Source organism: Actinorugispora endophytica, from assembly GCF_004363075.1.
Classification (GTDB): Bacteria; Actinomycetota; Actinomycetes; order Streptosporangiales; family Streptosporangiaceae; genus Actinorugispora; species Actinorugispora endophytica.
In genome coordinates this window covers 779,043-797,761 of record NZ_SNYN01000001.1, presented here as the reverse complement: position 1 = coordinate 797,761, position 18,719 = coordinate 779,043, and the positions used below count along the sequence as shown (strand labels likewise).

Sequence of the window (18,719 nt, the reverse complement as noted above, 5' to 3'; positions counted from 1 at the left end):
GGGCGCCCGTAGGCGGAGGGGCCCGCCGGACGCCGTGGCGTCGGGCGGGCCCGGTGGGAACGGCGTGGATCAGCGGATCAGACGAAGTTCACGTCGCTGCACAGGTAGTACGCCTGGTCCATGTGGGAGGCCTGCCAGATCGTGTAGACGACGTGGTGGCCGCTGCGCCCGGGGGCACTGAGGCCGGTGACCGTGATGTTCTGGCTGGGGGCGTAGCTGCCGGTCTGGCGGATCAGTTCCAGGTCGTTCCAGCCCAGGGCCTGGGTCTCGGGGTCGAAGCCCTGCTCGGTGACGTAGACCCGGAAGTAGTCGGCGCCGTGGCTGGCCTGGTCGTACAGGTGGACCGAGAAGGCGCCGGCGTCGACGTCCGTCGTCGTCCACGGGCCCACGGCGTCGAGGGAGTCGTAGCGGCCGCCCTCGGTCCGGCCGCCGCTGCACAGCTGCCCGTCGGGAACCGCCGCCTGGTGGTCGCCGCCGACGTTGTCGCGGTACAGCCCGTTCCAGTTCCACATGGCGTTCGGGTTGTCCTGCCACGCCTGCCAGCACATGGGGTCTTCCTGGGCCATGTCGGGGTTCAGGTGGTCGCTGCCCCAGCGCTCCCAGCAGCCGTAGTTGCGGGACGCCGGGTCGATGATCGATCCGTGGGCGGCGGCGGGGGTGGCCCAGGCCATCAGCGGGAACAGCGCTGCGGACAGCAGGGCCAGGGCGCGGAGCGATCGGCGGGAGGACGTGGTTCCTCTTCGAGAGTGCATCGTGCGGTCTCCGTTTTCCGGTTGTGGGGTCCGGACAATGGGAGCGCTCCCATCCCTAGGATTTTTACCCTTCGAAACTGAGACGAAACACACAGTTTGCATTGGAGGGGAAGATTTTCCACTCTCCGCGTTGACACCGCTTCGGAGAGTTCGCCTCCGGGGCTTCCGGCGGGCCGTCCGGCTTCCCTCCCCAGGGGGACGGCCCTCGCTCCCGGGCGGGATCCGCGCGCGAGCGGGGCCCGGCAGGCTGGTGGCCGTGAACACGACTCATCCCAGGCGGTCGCACTCCGGGACCGGCGCCCCGGAGCCGCGCCTCGCGGCCGCCGCGGCCGCCGCCCTGACCGCGATCGCGGTCGCGGCCGGGCCGCTGCTCCCCGGGGCCGCCGACTACACCGACGCGTTCGTCCCACCAGGGCTGCCGGTCCTCGCGGCCGCCCTGGGCACCGGCGGCATGCTCGCCTCCCTCGCCGGACGGCGGTGGGGGGAAGCGTCGAGGACGGCGCTCCTCGCCGTGATCGGGGTCGCGGCCGTCGCGCTGCTGTGGACCTCCGGCGGCCTCGTGTTCGACCTGCTGAGGATCGCCTCGCTGGTGACCGGCGCGGACGTCATGCCCGCCGAGGTCGACTGGCCGGGCGTGCCCGTACGCCTCACGGCGCTGGCGGCGGCGCTGCTCGTCGCCGTGGCGGGGCTGCGGTTCGCCCGCGCCACGGCGAACGCGTGTGCGCGCTGCGGTCGCGTACCGGGCGCGCCGCCGCGGACTCCCGCGCGCGGGCCCGCCGTCGTCGCCGTCGTCGCGGCGCTGCCGTACCCCGTTCTCAAGACCCTGTGGATGCTGGGCGTGAACGTGGGCCTGGCCTCCGACGACACCTTCGCGCACGACGCTCTGGCGTGGCTCCCCGTGCTCCCGGTGCTCGTCGGCCTCGCCCTGTCCCTGGCCCTGGCCCATCCGCGCGGGTTCGGCGCGCCCCGGTGGCTCCTGTTGGCGGGCGGCTGGTTCAGCGCGGTGGTGCTGGGGACCGTGGGCCTGCCGGCGGCGTACGTGGCCGGGCGGACCCTGCTCGACGACGGCCTCCTCACGGCGATCGGCGGGATCAGCTCGTGGGTCTACGTGACGTTCTACCTGTCCTGGCTGCTCTGGGCCGCGGCCCTGACCTGCGCCACCTGGGACTACCAGCAGCGCACCCGCGGCCACTGCCCCGCGTGCCCGGGGTGAGCCCGCGCCTCCGGGCGCGCGGGAGGCGGCGGGCGCCCGGTCAGCCGACCAGGTCCGCGGCCTCGGTCATCCCGACGGCGCCCAGCAGCCAGGCGGGGGAGACCGGATGGCCGCCCGCCGCGGCGCAGCGGGAGCGCAGGGCCCGGTCGGCGGTGGCGACCACCGCGCACGCCCGGTCCGAGCGCAGCCGGACCAGTTCGGTGATCGCCTCGGCGCTCCCGCCCGCGGCGGGCAGCACCTCCACACCCGGGGCCGGGGACAGGGAGCGGGCGGACTCCTCCACCACCAGCACCACGGAGGGGAAGCGGTGGTGCAGCGGGGTCAACGGGACCCCCGGCGGCAGCGAGGCCCCGGGCATCCCCGCGCGGGCCAGCCCGGCCAGGTCGTCGCGCAGCCGCCCGGCGTCCGCGCGGCCGTCCACGGAGGCGGCGTCCACGATCAGCAGCAGCCGCTCGGACAGGGCGGTCTCGACCTGCGGCCAGACCCGGCCGAACGCCGGGATGAGCTCCATCGACGGCACCTCGTCCACCGGCACCCAGCGGATGCTCTTGCTCTCGGAGTTGCCGGGGGAGAAGACCCCCTGCTCGGGGGTGCTCGCCAGCACGGTGTCGAAGGACCAGACCTGGTGGTCCTGCCGGTGGATCCCCGCCAGGGACAGCACGCCCAGCTCCCCCGCGACCTCCTCGCCGAACTCGCGCAGCGCCGCCTCCACCGACGACTCCCCGCTGTTGCGGGCGCCGCCCGGAAGGCCCCAGGTGTCGCCCTGATGCGTCCACGCCGCGCGGTGCTGGAGCAGCACCTGGCCGGTTCCGGCCGAGTCGAGGGTGTGCAGGAGCAGGCCCGAGGCTCCGTGCAGCCCCCACCGCCGCGAGCCGTCGGGCAGGACCACCCAGCCGTCACCGTCGCCTTTGAGCATCAGACCTCCAGCGTCGTTCGGCGGGGCCGCGTCCGGCCCCGCATGTCGCATAACCAGCATGCCCGGTCGGGGCTTCCCCTGGTCGGGGGAACGGGAAAACCGGAGCGGACCGGTCCCGGGGGCCGTGGCCTAGGATCGCGGTGCGATGAACAGGATGGCGTCCAACGCCGCGATGACCCCCCTCTACGCCGCGGATCTGCTGCGGCGGTACTGGGCTCCGCTGCTGTGCGTGTACACGGCGGGCACCCTGCTGCATGATCTGCTGGTCCACGCGATGGTGTGGCTCTCCGGGGTCCACCGGCTGCTGGGAATGGCGGGGCTGAGCCTGGCCGTGCTGGTCACGCTGGCCGTCACGATCATCATGTTCCACCTGCTCGCCCCCGGCATGCCCACGCTCGCGACGGAGCTGCCCGGGATCGGGGAGCGGGCGGGGGTCCCCTTCGCGGAGCGCGAGCGGCGGGTGGTGGACGCCGTCACCATGGCGATCCTGCCGTTCCTGCTCTTCTACAGCGCCTGGGGCATGTTCGCCGAGGAGTTCCGCCAGTACGCCACGAGCGTCGCCAACGACCGGGGCCTGGACGCCTACCTGGAGCTGTCCGACATCGAGTCGGCCGGCCTGCCGCTGGTGGTCGCCATCGCCTGCTGGCTCGGGCGGACGGTCTTCGAGGGCCTGTACCGGCGCGCCGGGGACCGGTGGCTCGGCCTCCTCACGGCGGTGTTCGAGGCGAACTGGATGTTCTTCGCGGTCTTCACGGTCACCAGGCTGGTGGCCCGGGCCCAGGAGTGGCTGGCCGGCCGGGTGTTCATGGCGGACCTCGCCTTCGCCGTCGAGGGCCTGCTCCTGACGGTCGAGGAGGTCACCAGGCTGCCCGCGGTGGAGGCCTACGCCGCAGCCCTGCTCGTCGTCGCCCAGCTCTGGGAGCACCTCAAGGAGGGGCTGCTCGAACCCCTGCTGTGGCTGACCATCGTGGCGGTGGTCTTCGGCGCCGAGGTGGACGAGGAGCAGCCCATGTTCGGCGGGGGCGGGCGGTCCCCCGAGCAGGGGCCCGGCGGGGCGCGCGGCCTGCTGCGCGGGTTCGGTCGGCTGGTCGGCCGCGACCTGCGCGGGAAGTACACCCCGTTCCTCAACGCCCTCCGGTTCGTCCTGCGCGTGGGACCGGTGTTCTTCCTCTCCTACTGCCTGTACTACGTGCTGCTGGAGCTGGGCTTCGGCTGGCTGGAGCGCGGGGTCTACGTCCTGGTCGGCCCGCAGGAGTTCCTGGCCTGGTGGTGGCAGTGGCTCGGCCCGGTCGGCTTCGTCCTGGACGCGCTGCACGAGCTGGCGCGGGTGTGCCTGCTCGCCGCCGCCTTCGAGATGACGCTGCGACGCCTGGGCACCCGCAGCGTCGGCCGCCGCGCTCGTCGCGCCGCCGACCGGTTCTAGCGTTCCGCGCCGGTTCCCCGGTGATCGTGGCCTTTCCGGGGTCTCAACCGCCTTCGAGACCCCGGAAAGGCCACGATCACCGGGGAGAGGACACTAGGCGGAGTCGGCGCGGAAGGAGACGGCGGCCGGGCGGGGGGCCTCGGGGTCGTCGCTGGTGTCCGCTCTGACCTCGAACCGCAGGGAGTCCACGGCGTCCTCGGGCACGAGGAAGGTGGCGACCAGGCCCTGCTCGCTGCCGGGGGCGATGGCCTCGGCGTCGGGACCGGCGCAGCCAAACGAGGTCGAGCCGACCTCCTCGGGCATCACCCGCCCCGCGTAGGCGGAGGTCTGCGTCCAGGTCCGGCCCCGGCCGTCCACGGCCAGGAACTCGCAGGACGCCAGGAGCAGCTCGGAGGCGGAGGCGTCCCCGGGCGTCACGAGGAACACCGCGTCGACCAGCTCGACCCCGTCGGGCAGGGGCTCGCCGAAGCCGCCGGTCTCGCCCAGCACCATCCCGCGGAACTCCCACTCGCTTCCGGAGAGGCTTCCCGTGGTCCCGGGAACCGGGACCGCCTCGGGTGCCATGACCCCCTCCGCCAGGAGGTCCTCGCGTTCGAGCCACCACGGAACGCCCACCCCGAGGGGGAGCAGCACCAGCAGGGCGAGCGCGGACGGCAGGTGGCGGCGCCGCCACCAGGGGGCGCGCCGAGGGACGGCCGGCCGCGGTTCCGGTGCTTCCGGCGGTTCCGGGCGGGGAGGCGGCGCCTGCGGGGGCGGCGTCACCCGGTAGCGGAAGGGGCGGGGATCGGTCGGTGGCATGGCCTCGCCTAGCGGTACTCGGGAGGGGCGATTTCGACGGAGTCGGCCGCCGTGTCGAGCATCTCCTCCAACCGTGCCGCGTCCAGCCCGAGGTCGACCACCGCCTGGGCGCTCAGCCGGGTGTCCAGGTCGCCGGACGCGGTCACCCGCAGGGACAGGTCCGAGAGCCTCTCCCGGGGGACCTCGAACGCGAACGCGCCGTACCGGCCGAGGCCGGGCTCCTGGACCACGGAGAAGCCGTTGAGAGGGCTGTCCATGGTGGTGTCGCCGGCGAACGAGTAGCCGTCCGCGGTCTCCAGAAGCACCGGGTTCCCGATCCGGAGGGGCTCCTCGGTGGCGGTCACCGTCGCCCACACCACGACCCAGACCAGGCCGGGCCCCGCCTCGGCGGAGTCCGGGGAGGACTCGGGGTCGTTGACGGCGCGGGCCAGTTCGACCCTGTCCACCTCGATGGCGAAGCGCCTGGCGTCCACGGGCGCGCCCGCGTCACCCCGGTGGCTGATGGGGGCCGTCAGCTCGTTCCGGGTCGGGTACGTCTGGTGCGCGAGGCCGATCAGCACGAGCAGGACCACCGAGAGCGCGAAGACGCCGACGCGTCGCCGGAAGTCGCGGGTCACGGCCTCATCCCTGTTCGATCGGAAGCCCGACGACCTGGAGAACCTCGTTGTCGGTCCACCAGGAGAGGCGCTGGTCGGTGAACCCCGGCTCGTACGCGGCGCCGGTGACGGCCAGCAGGACCTCCTCGGCCTCGGCGGCGGCCGCGCCCTCGGGCGCCGCCCAGCTGAGCGTCACCCGCTCGGTCACCTCCGGCTGGAGGTAGGTGACGAAGCGCTCGGGGGAGCGGTCGAACCGGATCCGGAGGGACGAGGTGGTCAGCGCCGCGTCCCCGGGCGCCAGCTTCGGGGCGAACACGGAGTTGAGGTCCGACACCCGCACCGGCTCCTTCGAGAGGGAGGTCAACTCGCCGCTGACCTGGACCCGGGTCTCGAAGTCGTCGTCCGCGACCACCGCCCGGGGCCCGGTGACGGTGAGGGCGAACAGCTCGTTGCGCACCTCGGTCCCGGGCGGGACGGGTGCCGGCGGCGGGGCCTTCTCCAGCCCGCCCACCTGCCAGAGCGTGAGGACCAGGGCTCCGGCGACCCCGACGAACCCGCCCATGGCCAGAACGCGCGCGACCGGGCCCTGGGGGAGGATGTCCACCGGTTGCGGTTCCTGTGCGGGTGCGTGGTGTGCCACGCCGGAATTCTAGGGTCAATGGCCCGTTCGGGGCATGGGCGCGTCCTCTTCAGGCCACCGCCGCGGTGCTTGGGCCGTGTCGGGCGGGGCAGTACAGTCGGGGTGCCCTTCTGCCGGAGGACCGCCGTAAGCGGATCGAAAGCGGCTTGGAAGAGGCCCTTCCTAGGGTGGGAACCGCTCCGTACGACGGGTTTCGCGGGAGGACGGCCCGCGTTCGCCGGTCGGCGGCAGTGGGAATTTCGCCGCCCCTCGACCGGGTCATCGTGGCGTCCTGGTCGCGGGACGGCGGTTCGCTGTCCCCCCTTCACCACAGGAGTTCAGGAGTGCGAATGGTGCAGTTGCCGGCCGTGGAGGCCGCCGTGGACGCGGAGTTCCTGGCCATCGTCGAAGGGTTCGGGGACCGGACTCCGGCCGGGGCCCCCGCGACGGCGAAGCTGCGGCCCACCCGGCACGAGCCCGACCCGGAGCAGCAGCCCGCTCCGGCGCCCGCGCCCGAGGAGGAGGCCCCGGCGCCCGCCGAGAAGGACGGGGCCGACAAGCCCGCGGCCTGACCGGCCCGCCGCCGCTGTACCCGTGCTTTCTGTGGGAGGGGAGCACGGGTGCGGCGGTGTTCTATTTACCCCAAAAATCACGAATGGCATTGCTAGAGTGCCGTTTGTGGAATTCGGCGTTCTGGGTCCCGTGGCGGCCTGGCGTGACGGGGAGCCGGTATCCGTCGGCGGACCCAGGCAGCGCTGTGTCCTCGGGGCGCTCCTGGCCGACCTGGGCCGGGAGGTCCCCTTCGACCGGCTGGTCGAGTTCCTCTGGGACGACAGGCCGCCGCGTACCGCGAAGTCCGTCATCCACGTGCAGATCTCGCATCTGCGCCGCGCCTTTCCGGAGCTCATCCGGACGACGGCCGGCGGCTACCTCGCGCAGACCGACCCCGACCGCGTCGACCTGCACCGCTTCAGGGCCCTCGCGGGGCGGGCCCGCGAGTCGGGGGACGCGGAGGAGGCCGTGCGGCTGTGGGAGGAGGCGCTGGCCTGCTGGCGGGGGCGCCCCTTCTCGGGAACGGGGTCGGACCGGCTCTGGTACGCGGTGGGCGGGCCGCTGCTGGAGGAGCGGTGGGCCGCCGTGACCGCCTGGGCCGAGGCGGGCTTCGCGCTGGGGCGCTACGCGGAACTGGCCACCCGGCTCGCCCCCCTGGTGCGCGAGGACCTCTCCCGCGAGCGGCTGCACTACCTGCTGGTCGCCTCGATGCACCGCAGCGGCGAGCGCGCCGGGGCGCTGGCCGCCTACCACGAGCTCCGCGGATACCTGGCCGAGGAGTTGGGGATCGATCCGGGCCAGGAGGTCCGCGACCTCTACCAGCGCATCGTGACCGACACCGAGGAGAGGGCCCCGGCGCCGGTCGAGCACGCGGAGGCCCCGCCCGACCCCGACCCCCCCGACGAGGAGCCCCCGCCGTTCGCGTCCCGCAACGACCTGCCCCGCGACATCCCCGACTTCACCGGACGCGAGCACGACCTGGGCCGCGTCCTGGAGGCCGGCGGCGCGGGAGGCGCCGAGGCCTGCGTCATCACCGGTCCGGGCGGCGCGGGCAAGACGACCCTGGCCATCCACGCCGCGCACCGGCTCACCGAGCGGTACCCCGACGGGCAGTTCTTCATCGACCTGTACGGGCACACCGTCGACCAGGAGCCGGTGACCGCGGACACGGCGCTGGGCAGCCTGCTGCGGGCGGTGGGCCTGGAGGCCGACGCGGTCCCCGATTCGCTGGAGGAGCGCGCGGCGCTGTGGCGCTCCATCCTGGTGGACAGGCGGGTCCTGGTGGTCCTGGACAACGCGGTCAACTACGCCCAGGTCGGACCGCTGCTCCCGGCCTCGGCCGGTTCGCTGACGCTCATCACCAGCCGCAACGACCTCGCCGGGTTGAGCGGCGCCCGTTACGTCTCCCTGGGCATGCTCCGGACGGGCGAGGCCGAGGCCCTGCTGAGCGCGGTGCTGGGTCCCGAGCGCACCTCTGCCGAGCCGGTGCCCATGCGCAGGGTGGTCAAGCTGTGCGGAGGGCTGCCGCTGGCGCTGCGCATCGTCGCCGGGCGCATGGCGACCCGGCCCAAGTGGACCTTCGCCCACGTGGAGCAGCGGCTCAGCGGGCAGCACCGCCGGTTCCGCGAACTGCGCACCGAGAGCCACAGCGTCGAGGCGGTCTTCGAACTCTCCTACCAGAGCCTCAACGACGCGCAGAAGGACGCGTTCCTGCGCCTCGGCCTGATGATCGGCAGCAGCATCGACGTGCACGGGGCCGCGGAACTGGTCGGCCGGGAGCTTCCCGACACCGACGACCTGCTCCAGGAGCTGGTCAGCGTGTGCCTGCTGGAGGAGCAGAACGTCGACCTGTACCGCTTCCACGACCTCATCGGGGAGTACGCCCGGCACAAGGCCGTCACCCGCCTGGCCGACGGGGTCGTCGAGGAGAGCCGCCTGCGGCTGAGCGACTACTACCTGCGCACCGCCGACCGCGCGGCCGGGATGCTGGGACCGCGCGGACACGACTACGAACTGGACGTCTCCGACGGCTCCCGGTACCGCACCAGTTGGTCGGGGTGGGCCGAGGCCGCCCAGTGGTTCGACTGGCACCGGGAGAACCTCGCCGCCGTTGTCGGCTACTTCGCCGAGCACAAGCGCGGCACGCAGGCCTGGCAACTGGCGAACTCGCTGTGGCGCTTCTACGCCGGGCACGGCCAGACCGAGCTGTGGCTCACCACCCACGAGCAGGCGCTGGAGGCCAGCCGCGCGGACAGCGACGACATGGGGACCGCGGTCACCCTGGTGGGCCTGGGCATCGCGCACTGCCTGTCCGGCCGGTTCGACCTGGCGCTGTCCCTGCTCGTGGAGGCGCGCGACCTCTTCACCAGGCTCGGGGACCGCGGCGGCGAGGCCAGGGCCACCGCCAACATGGCCATGGTGTACGAGCGGATGGGCCGGTACACCGAGTCGCTGGACGCCCTCAGGGAGGTGCTGGACCACGCGGTCGAGGCGGGCGACACCGAGCAGGAGATCCGCCAGCGCACCAACATGGCGGTCATCCACCAGTCCCTCGGCGAGTTCGACCAGGCCGTCGAGCACTGCGACCGGGTCCTGGCCGCCGGCTCCAACGGGCAGCCGGACGACTGCCGGGCCGCCGCGCTGCGCGTCCTCGGCGAGATCAACATCCGGCTGGGCCGCAACGAGCTGGCGCACGCCCAGCTCCAGGAGGCGCTGGAGCTCTTCCTGGCGCTGGAGGACAGCGCGGGCGAGATCTACACCCGCGACTACATCGGCGTCGTGCTGCGCGAGACCGGGCGGCTGGACGAGGCGGTCGCCGCGCACCTGCTGGCACTGGAACTGGGCGAGAGGAGCGCCCAGCGCAGCGCCGAAGCCGAGATCCTCAACGACCTGGGCACCACCTACGCGCGCGGCAAGCGCTACGAGGAGGCCCGCCTCGCCCACGAGCGGGCCCTGCGCCTGGCGGGCGAGCGCCACGAGCTCTTCGCCGAGGCGCGGGCCCTCCACGGCCTGGCCGGCCTGCCCTCCGACGTCATCGGCGCGGACACGGCGGAGGCCATGCTGGAAAGGGCGGTCGAGGTGTTCGCCGGCCTCGGCGTGCCCGAGGCCGAGACCGCCAGGGCCGACCTCCGGGACCTCCGCGGCGTGCGCTGAGCGGTCGGCGGCCCGCGCACCGGATCGACATGTCGACCTGCGGGTTCGCCGAGGGGGAGAGCGGTCGCACGCGGTCGCGGAACAACGGGACAATGCAACCTGTCATCTCCGGGAGAAAGCGGATCAGGATTGTGACGACGTCTATTCATCAGCGGATCGCCGAGGAGCTCGGGGTGCGCGAACGGCAGGTCCGGTCGGCGGTCGAGCTGCTCGACGGCGGGTCGTCGGTGCCGTTCATCGCGCGCTACCGCAAGGAAGCCACCGAGATGCTCGACGACGCCCAGCTGCGCGCGCTCGAGGAGCGCCTGCGCTACCTGCGCGAACTCGAGGAGCGGAGGAAGGCCGTCCTGGAGTCGGTCGAGTCCCGGGGCAGACTCGACGACGCGCTCCGGGAACGGATCATGGCCGCCGACTCCAAGGCGCGGCTGGAGGACGTCTACCTGCCGTACAAGCCCAAGCGCCGCACCAAGGCGCAGATCGCGCGCGAGGCCGGGCTGGAGCCGCTGGCCGACGCGCTGATCGGCGACCCGGGGCTGGACCCGCGGACCGAGGCGGCGGGGTTCGTCGACGAGGACCGGGGCGTCGCCGACGAGGCCGCCGCGCTGGAGGGCGCCCGCTCCATCCTGGTGGAGCGCTTCACCGAGGACGCCGACCTCATCGGCGTGCTGCGCGAGCGCATGTGGGAGCAGGGCCGCCTGGTCTCGCGGGTGCGTGAGGGCAAAGAGCAGGCCGGAGCCAAGTTCTCCGACTACTTCGACTTCTCCGAGCCCTTCACCAAGCTGCCCTCGCACCGCGTGCTGGCCGTGTTCCGGGGGGAGAAGGAGGAGGTCCTCGAACTCACCCTGGAGCCGGAGGAGGCCGGCCAGGACGCCGGCGCGCGGCCCGGCCCCAGCGGCTTCGAGGTGCGCATCGCCAAGCACTTCGGGATCGCGGACCGGGGCCGCCCCGGCGACCGCTGGCTGCTGGACACCGTCCGCTGGGCGTGGCGCACCCGCGTCCTGGTGCGTCTGGACATCGACCTGCGCACGCGCCTGTGGCAGGCCGCCGAGGACGAGGCGGTGAACGTCTTCGCCGCCAACCTGCGCGACCTGCTGCTGGCCGCGCCCGCGGGTACCCGCCCCACCATGGGCCTGGACCCGGGGCTGCGCACCGGGGTGAAGGTCGCCGTCGTGGACGGCACGGGAAAGGTCCTGGACACCGCGACGGTCTACCCGCACGAGCCGCGCAACCGCTGGGACGAGTCGATCGCCGTGCTGGCCGCGCTCGCGGGCAGGCACGGCGTGCAGCTGGTCGCGATCGGCAACGGCACCGCCTCGCGCGAGACCGACAGGCTCGCCGGTGAGCTGATCAAGCGGCATCCCGACCTGAAGCTCACCAGCGTCATGGTGTCCGAGGCGGGCGCGTCGGTGTACTCGGCGTCGGCGTACGCCTCCCAGGAGCTCCCCGACATGGACGTGTCGCTGCGCGGCGCGGTCTCGATCGCCCGGCGGCTCCAGGACCCCCTCGCCGAGCTCGTCAAGATCGACCCCAAGTCGATCGGCGTCGGCCAGTACCAGCACGACCTGTCCGAGGTGAAGCTGTCGCGGTCCCTGGACGCGGTCGTGGAGGACTGCGTGAACGGCGTCGGCGTGGACGTCAACACCGCGTCCCCGCCGCTGCTCAGCCGGGTCTCGGGGATCAGCGCGGGGCTCGCGCAGAGCATCGTGCTGCACCGCGACGCCAACGGCCCGTTCCGCTCCCGCGCCGGGCTCAAGGGGGTGCCGCGGCTGGGGCCCAAGGCGTTCGAGCAGTGCGCGGGCTTCCTGCGCATCCCCGGAGGGGACGACCCGCTCGACTCCTCCAGCGTGCACCCCGAGGCGTACCCGGTGGTGCGCCGCATCCTGGGCGCGACGGGCGGGGACATCCGGTCGCTGGTCGGCGACGGCGACACCCTGCGGAAGCTGCGTCCGGCCGACTTCGTGGACGACGCCTTCGGCCTGCCGACCGTCACCGACATCCTCGCCGAACTGGAGAAGCCCGGCCGGGACCCGCGCCCCGCGTTCAGGACCGCGGCCTTCAAGGAGGGCGTGGAGAAGCTGACGGACCTGGAGCCCGGCATGCTGCTGGAGGGCGTGGTCACCAACGTGGCCGCGTTCGGGGCCTTCGTGGACGTGGGGGTGCACCAGGACGGCCTGGTGCACGTCTCGGCGATGTCCAGGAACTTCGTCAAGGACCCGCGCGACGTGGCCAAGCCCGGCGACATCGTGCGGGTGAAGGTGCTGGAGGTGGACGCCCGACGCAAGCGCATCGCGCTCACCCTGCGCCTGGACGACGAGGCCGACCGGCGCGGCGGCGAGCGCGACCGCTCCGACGGCGGCGGTGAGCGGCGCGGCGGGAACCGCTCGGGCGGCGGTGAGCGGCGCGGCGGGAACCGCTCGGGCGGCGGACGGCGCGGTGGTGGCGGTGGCGGCGGCCGCCAGCAGCAGCGCGGCGGCCGCGCCGAGCAGCAGCCCACCGGCGCCCTGGCCGACGCACTGCGCCGCGCGGGCCTGGACAAGGGCCTCTAAGGGTTTCCGGCGCGGGGGTGGTCCGGCGTCCGTCGAAGGGACCTGCTCGACGATCGTGGGCCTTCTGCCCGTTCCGGGGCCTGAAAGGGCGGAAAGCCCATGATCGTCGCGAGTGCGCGCCGGACACCCCCACGCCGGGAACCGCTTCGAGCAGCTTTCGCCGCCAGGGTCCCTGGGGGAGGATCCGCGGCGGTCCTTGTACAAGAGGTGACCGCGCGCCGTGACGCCGCGCCCCGGCACACCGGCCGCCCGTGTTTTCCCGCGCCTTCCTCTCCCGCGACGTGTCAGGCCGGTCCGGGCGGGTAGCCGGGCCGCGCACGGGAGAACGACCACCGAGTGGAAGGAGAACGGCGATGGCCATGCCGGAGGAGAGCGCCTCCAGGAACCGCGACACCGCGCAGGTGTCGGCGAGCCCCGAGGACAGTCCCCTGCCGCCCGGGGAGGCCCGCCCCACCCTGGGCGCGGAGCTGCGGGACCGCATGGAGGAGAAAGGGGTGGGGCGCGAGGACTTCGGCGAGGGGTAGGGCTGGTCCCGCTCCGCGCGGCCGGTTCCGCTGACCGCCCGCGCGGAGCGGCCGGATCAGCTCGCCGCTTCGGCCCGGGCGGGGCGGCGGGCGCGGTCGCCCCGGCCCAGCGCGTTGGCGATCAGGATGTCGAGGAGTTCGGGGTAGCTGACGCCCGCGGTCTGCCAGATCTGCGGGAACTGCGAGGCGGCGGTGAACCCGGGGAAGGTGTTGACCTCGTTCACGACCGGGTCGACCCCGTCGCGCAGGAAGAAGTCCACCCGCATGAGGCCCGCGCAGTCCAGCGCCTCGAAGGCGCGCAGGGCCAGCTCGCGCAGGCGGGCGTCCAGTTCGGGGCTGAGCCGGGCCGGGATGTCGAAGACCGCCGACCCGCCCTTGTACTTGGCGTCGTAGTCGAAGAACCGGCGGTCGTCGGTCACCCGGATCTCCAGCGGCGGACCCACGCGCAGTTCGCCGTCGGCGTCCTCCAGGACCGCGAGGTCGACCTCGCGCCCGTGCACCGCCTCCTCGACCAGCACCTTGGGGTCGACCGCGCGGGCCTGCTCGAGGGCGGCGTCGAGCTCGCCCCAGGAGCGGACCTTGGTCACGCCGAGGCTGGAGCCGCCGCGGGCGGGCTTGACGAAGACCGGCAGGCCCAGGGCGCCGCGCAATTCGGGCGAGAGGTCGTCGTCGGGGCGTCGCAGGACCACGCCGCGCGCCACCGGCAGCCCGGCCGCGCGGAACAGCGCCTTGCTGAACTCCTTGTCGATCCCGGCGGCGCTGGCGAAGACGCCGTTGCCGACGTAGGGGACGCCGAGCATCTCCAGGAGGGACTGCACGGTGCCGTCCTCGCCGTGGAGCCCGTGCAGCGCGGGGAAGGCCACGTCGATCGAGCCGAGGGCGGTGAGCGCGTCGGCGAGGCTGCGGCAGACCCGCGCGGACGAGCCCGTCCCGGCGGCGGAGTCCGGCTCTTCGAGGGTGAGCGCCGTCAGGGCGGCGGCGTCCAGCACGGCCGGCCCGGTGTCCGACGGGCCGACCACCCACACGCCTTCGGAGGTGATCCGGACCGGGACCACCTCGTAGCGCTCGCGGTCCAGGTGCGTCATGGCCGCCGCCGCGGAGGAGCAGGAGACGTCGTGCTCGCCGCTGCGGCCGCCGAAGATGAGGGCGACGCGGGTTCTTCGTTCAGACACTCAGTAGTTCCTTGTGGCCGGGGCGCGAGGAGGGTCGCGCCGAGTACGTGCGGGCCACCCTGGCCCCGATTCCGGTGAGGATCTCGTGCGGGATGGTGCCGGCCCAGCGCGCCCAGTCGGCGACCGTGGGCTCGCCGTCGTCCCCCGGGCCGAACACGACGACCTCGTCGCCGATGTGGGCCTCGGTGCCGCCCATGTCGGCGACGAACTGGTCCATCGCGATCCGCCCGGCGACCGGGCGGCGCGCGCCCCGGATCCAGACCTCGCCGCGCGGACCGGCGGAGCGCGGGACCCCGTCGGCGTAGCCCAGCGGCACCAGGACCAGGAAGCCGTCACGGGGGGTGGTGTAGGTGTGGTTGTAGGCGACCCTGGTGCCGACGGGAACCTCGCGGACCATGATGGCACGGGCGCGCAGCGTCATGGCGGGGCGCAGCCCGAAGCGCTTCCCCGCGACCGGTTCCACGCCGTACAGCCCGACTCCGGCGCGCACCAGGTCGTAGTGCGATTCGGGCACGTCGAGGATGCCCGCGGAGTTGGCCAGGTGCAGCAGGCTCGGGTCGAGCCCGGCCGCGCGGGCCTGGGCCACGGCCTGGTCGAACAGCGCGATCTGCTCGCCGGTCGTCGGGTCGCCGGGGATGTCGGCGGACGCCAGGTGCGACCAGACGCCGCGCACCCGGACCGCGCCGTCGCGCTCCAGAGCGCGGGCCCGGTCCACGAGGGCGGGCCAGAGGTGCGGGGCCGAGCCGTTGCGGGCGAGCCCGGTGTCCACCTTGAGGTGCACGGACGCGGTGGCGCCGACCGCGCGAGCGGCGTCCGCGACGGCGTCCAGGTGCTCCGCGGCGGAGACCGCGATGTCCACGTCGGCGCCGACCGCGCGGGTGAAGTCCTGGTCCGGGACGCTCATCCAGCTGAGCACCGGCGCGCGCACCCCCGCGTCGCGCAGCCTCAGCGCCTCTGTGCAGGAAGTCACACCCAGCCATGTCGCGCCGGCTGAGAGGGTGGCCCTGGCCGTCTCGACGATGCCGTGCCCGAACCCGTCGGCCTTGACCACGGCCATGATTTCGGCTTTTGTCTGCTCTGCCATGAACCGGGTGTTGTGCACGATCGCGTTCATGTCTATGACGGCCTCCGCCAAGGCGGGTGCCGACTGGATCGAGGGCGCGGGGGCGGTCGGGTCCCCCTTATCGGTCTGCGGCATAGGGAAATTAGACACCATCCCTCGTAAGCGGGAGGTGAGTGCCCGGGCCCACGGGGGCCCGGACCGCCCTGCGGGGGACGCGGCGGGGGCCGGGGACGGAGGATCTCATGCGGGTGCTGGTGGCGGAGGACGAGAAACCGCTTGCCGATGCCATCGCGGCGGGGCTGCGCAGGCGGGGGTTCGCGGTGGACGTCGCCTACGACGGGGAGGGCGCGCTGTACAACCTCTCGGTCAACGAGTACGCGGTGCTGCTGCTCGACCGGGATCTGCCGAAGGTGCACGGCGACGAGGTGTGCCGCCGGGTGGTGGCGGAGGGGATGGGCGTGCGGGTGCTGATGGTCACCGGGCTGGCCTCGGTCTCCGAACGGGTGGACGGGTTCGGCCTCGGCGCCGACGACTACCTCGCCAAGCCGTTCGCGTTCGACGAGCTCGTCGCCCGGGTGCGGGCCCTGGCCCGCCGCCCCGACCGGGCCTCCCCGCCCGTGCTGGAGCGCTCCGGCGTCCGCCTGGACACGCGGTACCACGAGGTGTTCCGGAACGGGCGGCGGGTGCTGCTGTCCCGCAAGGAGTTCGCCCTGCTGGAGGAGCTGCTGAACGCGGACGGGGCGCCGGTGTCGGCCGAGACCCTGCTGGAGCGCGTGTGGGACGAGAACATCGACCCGTTCACCACCATCGTGCGCGTCACCATCCGCGGCCTGCGCCGCAAACTGGGCGAACCACAACTCATCGAGACCTTCCCGGGAGTGGGCTACCGACTGGGTTAGAGGGTCTGCGGCGCGGAGGGCGCCGCGGGGCGGTCGGCGCGATGGAAAACGCAGGTCATGGCTTGTTGTAGTCAAGTCATTACTATGCGTAAGTTAAGGGCTGTCGAAGGAGCCTTCCACTCCTCGGCTTCATGGTTCATCGCCCGAGGGAGCGCCGCACGCGTTCCCGGAAACGGAGTTCCCGCATGTTCGAACGCCGTAAGACCATCCGCCGACTCATGGCCGTCGGCGCGGCCGGTGCGGTCGCGACGGCGCTGCTCGGCGCCGCGCCGGCCGGCGCGACGGAGGAGAGCAACGAACGAGCGCACGGGGTCAGGAGTGCCGTGCCCCGCACGGGGCAGACGACGTGGCTGGACGACCCCGCCGTGGCCTCCGGCGTCGGGACCGCCCGCACCCAGAAGTCCGTGACCGGGATCGCGCAGCTCCGGTTCGGCACCCACGAGGGCGTCAAGTACGGCTGGGCCCGGGGGCTCCGGACCAACGACAACCACTGGGTCCGGTTCGAGGTCGACCTCGACGGCGACCGGTCCTGGGACGAGTACGAGTCGTGGCGGATCGGCGCCCGCAACTACACCTCGGGCTACCCGACCTCCTCGTCCAAGGACCGCGCGTTCCGCGCGTGCGTCGTCGACACCTACGACGAGGAGTGCGTCACGGGGGAGAACGGGACGGTCTGGTGGTAGCCCCGGAGCGGCGCTCCTAGCGCCCGCCGGTCCCGGGGGCGGCCACCGGCGGGTTCGCCGAGTCCTCTCCGGTGGCGCCCCGACCACGGCAGGGCGGTCCCCCGAGCGGAGGGACCGCCCTTTCGGTGTCGGGCCCGGCATGCTCCGGGCAAGTTCTCGCATGGAATGCGCATGAGGGGGCGACCGCCTCGGACCGGAGTCCTACGATGCAGCGGACGGGTCCCTGAGAGGCGGTGGAGGGCCTGGTCGGAAGGCCTCTGCCGAGAGTGGGGGCCGTGCGGCCCCACCCGGCCCGAGAGAGGACGGGAGATCCCCATGACCCAGACCAACAGCTCCCCGACCGAGGCGGCGCTGGCCGAGCTCCGGACCGACTTCACCGGCCGCGTCATCGGACCCGCGGACCCGGACTACGCCGAGGCGCGCACCGTCTTCAACGCGATGATCGACCGGTCCCCCGGCGCCATCGCCCAGTGCGAGACGGTCCGGGACGTGGTCGGAGCGGTCCGGTTCGCGCGTGAGCGCGGACTCGAGATCGCCGTCCGCGGTGGCGGCCACGGCGTCGCGGGGAAGGCCCTCACCGACGGGGGCCTCGTCGTCGACCTGCGGCGGATGAACGGCGTCGTGGTCGACCCCGGGGCGAGGACCGTCCGGGTGGGCGGCGGCGCCACGATGGGCCACCTCGACCGCGCCGTCCAGACCCACGGACTGGCCACGACCGGCGGCCGGGTGTCCACAACGGGGGTGGGCGGCTTCGTCCTCGGCGGGGGGAGCGGCTGGCTGGAGCGCAAGTTCGGGCTGGCCTGCGACAACCTGCTCGCCGTCGAACTGGTGACGGCCGACGGCGAGGCCGTGCGCGCGGCCGGGGACGAGAACCCCGAACTGTTCTGGGCGCTGCACGGCGGCGGCGGCAACTTCGGCGTCGCCACGTCCCTGACCCTGCGCCTGCACCCGCTGTCGGCGATGACCCTGGCCCTGCTGCTCTGGGAGCCCGGGGCGGGGCCCGAGGTGGTGCGCGCCTTCCGCGACTTCGTGGCGACGGCGCCCGACGAGGTGGGTGGCGCCGTCCTGTACCTCACCGCGCCGCCCGAGCCGTTCGTGCCCGAGCCGCTGGTGGGGCGCCTGGCCTGCGCGGTCCTGCTCACCTACGCCGGGGACGAGGAGACCGGGCGCGGGGTCCTCCGGCCGATGCTGGGACTCGGCCACGTCGGCGGGATGGTCACCGGACTCCCCTACGCCGACCTGCAGTCCATGCTCGACGACCCGCCCGGCTACCGGAACCACTGGTCCGCCGAGTACCTGGAGGACTTCCCCGACCAGGCCGTGGAGCTCTTCTGCTCCGGGGCCGACCGGATGGTCGTGCCGTCGCCGTCGCAGCACGTGCTGTTCCCCCAGGGCGGCGCGGTGGCGCGGTCGGGGGCCGACTACCCGGTGCCGTGGCGCCGGGCGCCGTGGGCCGTGCACCCCCTCGGCCTGTGGGCCGACCCGGCGGACGACGACCGGGCCAGGGAGTGGGCCCGCGCGGTCCGCGACGACATGCGGCCGTGGTCGACCGGGGACGTCTACCTGAACTTCATCGGCGACGAGGGGGAGCAGCGGGTCGCCGCGGGGTTCGGCGCCGACAACCACCGGCGCCTGGCCGCGGTGAAGTCCCGGTACGACCCGGACAACGTCTTCCACCTGAACCACAACATCAAGCCGGGGTGAGACCGCGCCGGGAGCCGTGCCCCGTTGGAGGCGGGCGGAGCGCGGGGCGTGTGGATTTCCCCGTCGGGCGGGCAGTGGGCACCAGCCGGGCCGCGATCCGTTCGGA

The 18,719-nt window shown here is 73.5% G+C and carries 16 protein-coding genes; 9 read left to right on the top strand and 7 right to left on the bottom strand.

Annotated elements, in window-relative coordinates; translation table 11 throughout:
- Positions 1 to 77 precede the first annotated feature (77 nt).
- Positions 78 to 752 (bottom strand): lytic polysaccharide monooxygenase auxiliary activity family 9 protein, encoded by a 675-nt coding sequence (locus EV190_RS03825; RefSeq protein ID WP_133739958.1) that lies wholly within the window; start codon positions 750 to 752, stop codon positions 78 to 80.
- Positions 753 to 1,008: 256 nt separating this feature from the next.
- On the opposite strand from EV190_RS03825, the gene EV190_RS03820 reads away from it, so the two are divergent.
- Entirely contained in the window at positions 1,009 to 1,965 is a 957-nt protein-coding gene (locus EV190_RS03820) for a hypothetical protein (RefSeq protein WP_133739957.1), read from the top strand.
- Positions 1,966 to 2,005: 40 nt separating this feature from the next.
- On the opposite strand, the gene EV190_RS03815 is transcribed toward EV190_RS03820, so the two are convergent.
- Positions 2,006 to 2,881 carry an NUDIX hydrolase gene (locus EV190_RS03815; RefSeq protein ID WP_208113007.1) on the bottom strand — a complete coding sequence of 292 codons (876 nt, stop codon included), beginning with the start codon at positions 2,879 to 2,881 and terminating at the stop codon, positions 2,006 to 2,008.
- Positions 2,882 to 3,026: 145 nt separating this feature from the next.
- On the opposite strand from EV190_RS03815, the gene EV190_RS23260 reads away from it, so the two are divergent.
- Entirely contained in the window at positions 3,027 to 4,304 is a 1,278-nt protein-coding gene (locus tag EV190_RS23260; protein ID WP_166655365.1) for a hypothetical protein, read from the top strand.
- A gap of 93 nt (positions 4,305 to 4,397) precedes the next feature.
- Here the strand turns inward: EV190_RS23260 and EV190_RS03805 are convergent, their stop codons facing one another.
- From EV190_RS03805 to EV190_RS03795, 3 genes are read right to left on the bottom strand one after another with little or no spacing between them, the layout of a single operon-like run.
- A complete protein-coding gene (locus tag EV190_RS03805) occupies positions 4,398 to 5,102 on the bottom strand; it encodes a hypothetical protein (RefSeq protein WP_133739956.1) in 705 nt (234 codons plus the stop codon).
- 8 nt (positions 5,103 to 5,110) lie between these two features.
- Positions 5,111 to 5,719: a hypothetical protein gene (locus EV190_RS03800; RefSeq protein ID WP_133739955.1), complete on the bottom strand. Its 609-nt coding sequence runs from the start codon at positions 5,717 to 5,719 to the stop codon at positions 5,111 to 5,113.
- 4 nt (positions 5,720 to 5,723) lie between these two features.
- Complete coding sequence (locus EV190_RS03795; RefSeq protein ID WP_133739954.1) at positions 5,724 to 6,338, bottom strand: hypothetical protein; 615 nt, start codon at positions 6,336 to 6,338, stop codon at positions 5,724 to 5,726.
- 329 nt (positions 6,339 to 6,667) lie between these two features.
- Here EV190_RS03795 and EV190_RS23860 point away from each other — a divergent pair, with 329 nt between their 5' ends.
- The 4 genes from EV190_RS23860 (at position 6,668) to EV190_RS23255 (ending at position 13,092) form a co-directional block, all read left to right on the top strand.
- The gene (locus EV190_RS23860; protein WP_133739953.1) at positions 6,668 to 6,889 is read left to right on the top strand and encodes a hypothetical protein; all 222 of its coding nucleotides are present in this window, start codon (positions 6,668 to 6,670) and stop codon (positions 6,887 to 6,889) included.
- 106 nt (positions 6,890 to 6,995) lie between these two features.
- Positions 6,996 to 10,022 (top strand): AfsR/SARP family transcriptional regulator, encoded by a 3,027-nt coding sequence (locus EV190_RS03785; RefSeq protein WP_133739952.1) that lies wholly within the window; start codon positions 6,996 to 6,998, stop codon positions 10,020 to 10,022.
- Positions 10,023 to 10,153: 131 nt separating this feature from the next.
- A complete protein-coding gene (locus EV190_RS03780) occupies positions 10,154 to 12,568 on the top strand; it encodes a Tex family protein (RefSeq protein ID WP_133739951.1) in 2,415 nt (804 codons plus the stop codon).
- 353 nt (positions 12,569 to 12,921) lie between these two features.
- Positions 12,922 to 13,092, top strand: coding sequence for a hypothetical protein (locus tag EV190_RS23255; RefSeq protein ID WP_166655364.1), 171 nt, complete (start codon positions 12,922 to 12,924; stop codon positions 13,090 to 13,092).
- Positions 13,093 to 13,148: 56 nt separating this feature from the next.
- Here EV190_RS23255 and EV190_RS03775 read toward each other — a convergent pair whose 3' ends face one another.
- Positions 13,149 to 14,264 (bottom strand): D-alanine--D-alanine ligase family protein, encoded by a 1,116-nt coding sequence (locus EV190_RS03775; protein WP_133739950.1) that lies wholly within the window; start codon positions 14,262 to 14,264, stop codon positions 13,149 to 13,151.
- Positions 14,257 to 15,462, bottom strand: a complete 1,206-nt coding sequence (gene alr, locus EV190_RS03770; RefSeq protein ID WP_133739949.1) for an alanine racemase — start codon at positions 15,460 to 15,462, stop codon at positions 14,257 to 14,259. Before alr ends, EV190_RS03775 begins: the two co-directional genes overlap by 8 nt.
- A 107-nt stretch (positions 15,463 to 15,569) precedes the next feature.
- Between alr and EV190_RS03765 the strand changes: the two genes are divergently transcribed.
- The 3 genes from EV190_RS03765 to EV190_RS03755 all read left to right on the top strand — a co-directional run bounded on the left by EV190_RS03765 (position 15,570) and on the right by EV190_RS03755 (position 18,613).
- Positions 15,570 to 16,226 carry a response regulator transcription factor gene (locus EV190_RS03765; protein WP_133739948.1) on the top strand — a complete coding sequence of 219 codons (657 nt, stop codon included), beginning with the start codon at positions 15,570 to 15,572 and terminating at the stop codon, positions 16,224 to 16,226.
- 185 nt (positions 16,227 to 16,411) lie between these two features.
- Positions 16,412 to 16,909 carry a hypothetical protein gene (locus EV190_RS03760; RefSeq protein WP_133739947.1) on the top strand — a complete coding sequence of 166 codons (498 nt, stop codon included), beginning with the start codon at positions 16,412 to 16,414 and terminating at the stop codon, positions 16,907 to 16,909.
- Between the two features lie 315 nt (positions 16,910 to 17,224).
- On the top strand, positions 17,225 to 18,613 hold the full coding sequence (locus EV190_RS03755; RefSeq protein WP_133739946.1) for an FAD-binding oxidoreductase: 1,389 nt from the start codon (positions 17,225 to 17,227) through the stop codon (positions 18,611 to 18,613).
- The last annotated feature ends 106 nt before the right edge of the window (positions 18,614 to 18,719 follow it).

Excerpts from the sequence above, each read along its gene's own strand:
- alr (WP_133739949.1), bottom strand. The coding sequence starts at position 15,462 with ATGCCGCAGACCGATAAGGGGGACCCGACCGCCCCCGCGCCCTCGATC.
- EV190_RS23255 (WP_166655364.1), top strand. The coding sequence starts at position 12,922 with ATGGCCATGCCGGAGGAGAGCGCCTCCAGGAACCGCGACACCGCGCAG.
- EV190_RS03765 (WP_133739948.1), top strand. The coding sequence starts at position 15,570 with ATGCGGGTGCTGGTGGCGGAGGACGAGAAACCGCTTGCCGATGCCATC.
- EV190_RS23860 (WP_133739953.1), top strand. The coding sequence starts at position 6,668 with ATGGTGCAGTTGCCGGCCGTGGAGGCCGCCGTGGACGCGGAGTTCCTG.
- EV190_RS03805 (WP_133739956.1), bottom strand. The coding sequence starts at position 5,102 with ATGCCACCGACCGATCCCCGCCCCTTCCGCTACCGGGTGACGCCGCCC.
- EV190_RS03760 (WP_133739947.1), top strand. The coding sequence starts at position 16,412 with ATGTTCGAACGCCGTAAGACCATCCGCCGACTCATGGCCGTCGGCGCG.
- EV190_RS23260 (WP_166655365.1), top strand. The coding sequence starts at position 3,027 with ATGAACAGGATGGCGTCCAACGCCGCGATGACCCCCCTCTACGCCGCG.
- EV190_RS03815 (WP_208113007.1), bottom strand. The coding sequence starts at position 2,881 with ATGCTCAAAGGCGACGGTGACGGCTGGGTGGTCCTGCCCGACGGCTCG.
- EV190_RS03825 (WP_133739958.1), bottom strand. The coding sequence starts at position 752 with ATGCACTCTCGAAGAGGAACCACGTCCTCCCGCCGATCGCTCCGCGCC.
- EV190_RS03755 (WP_133739946.1), top strand. The coding sequence starts at position 17,225 with ATGACCCAGACCAACAGCTCCCCGACCGAGGCGGCGCTGGCCGAGCTC.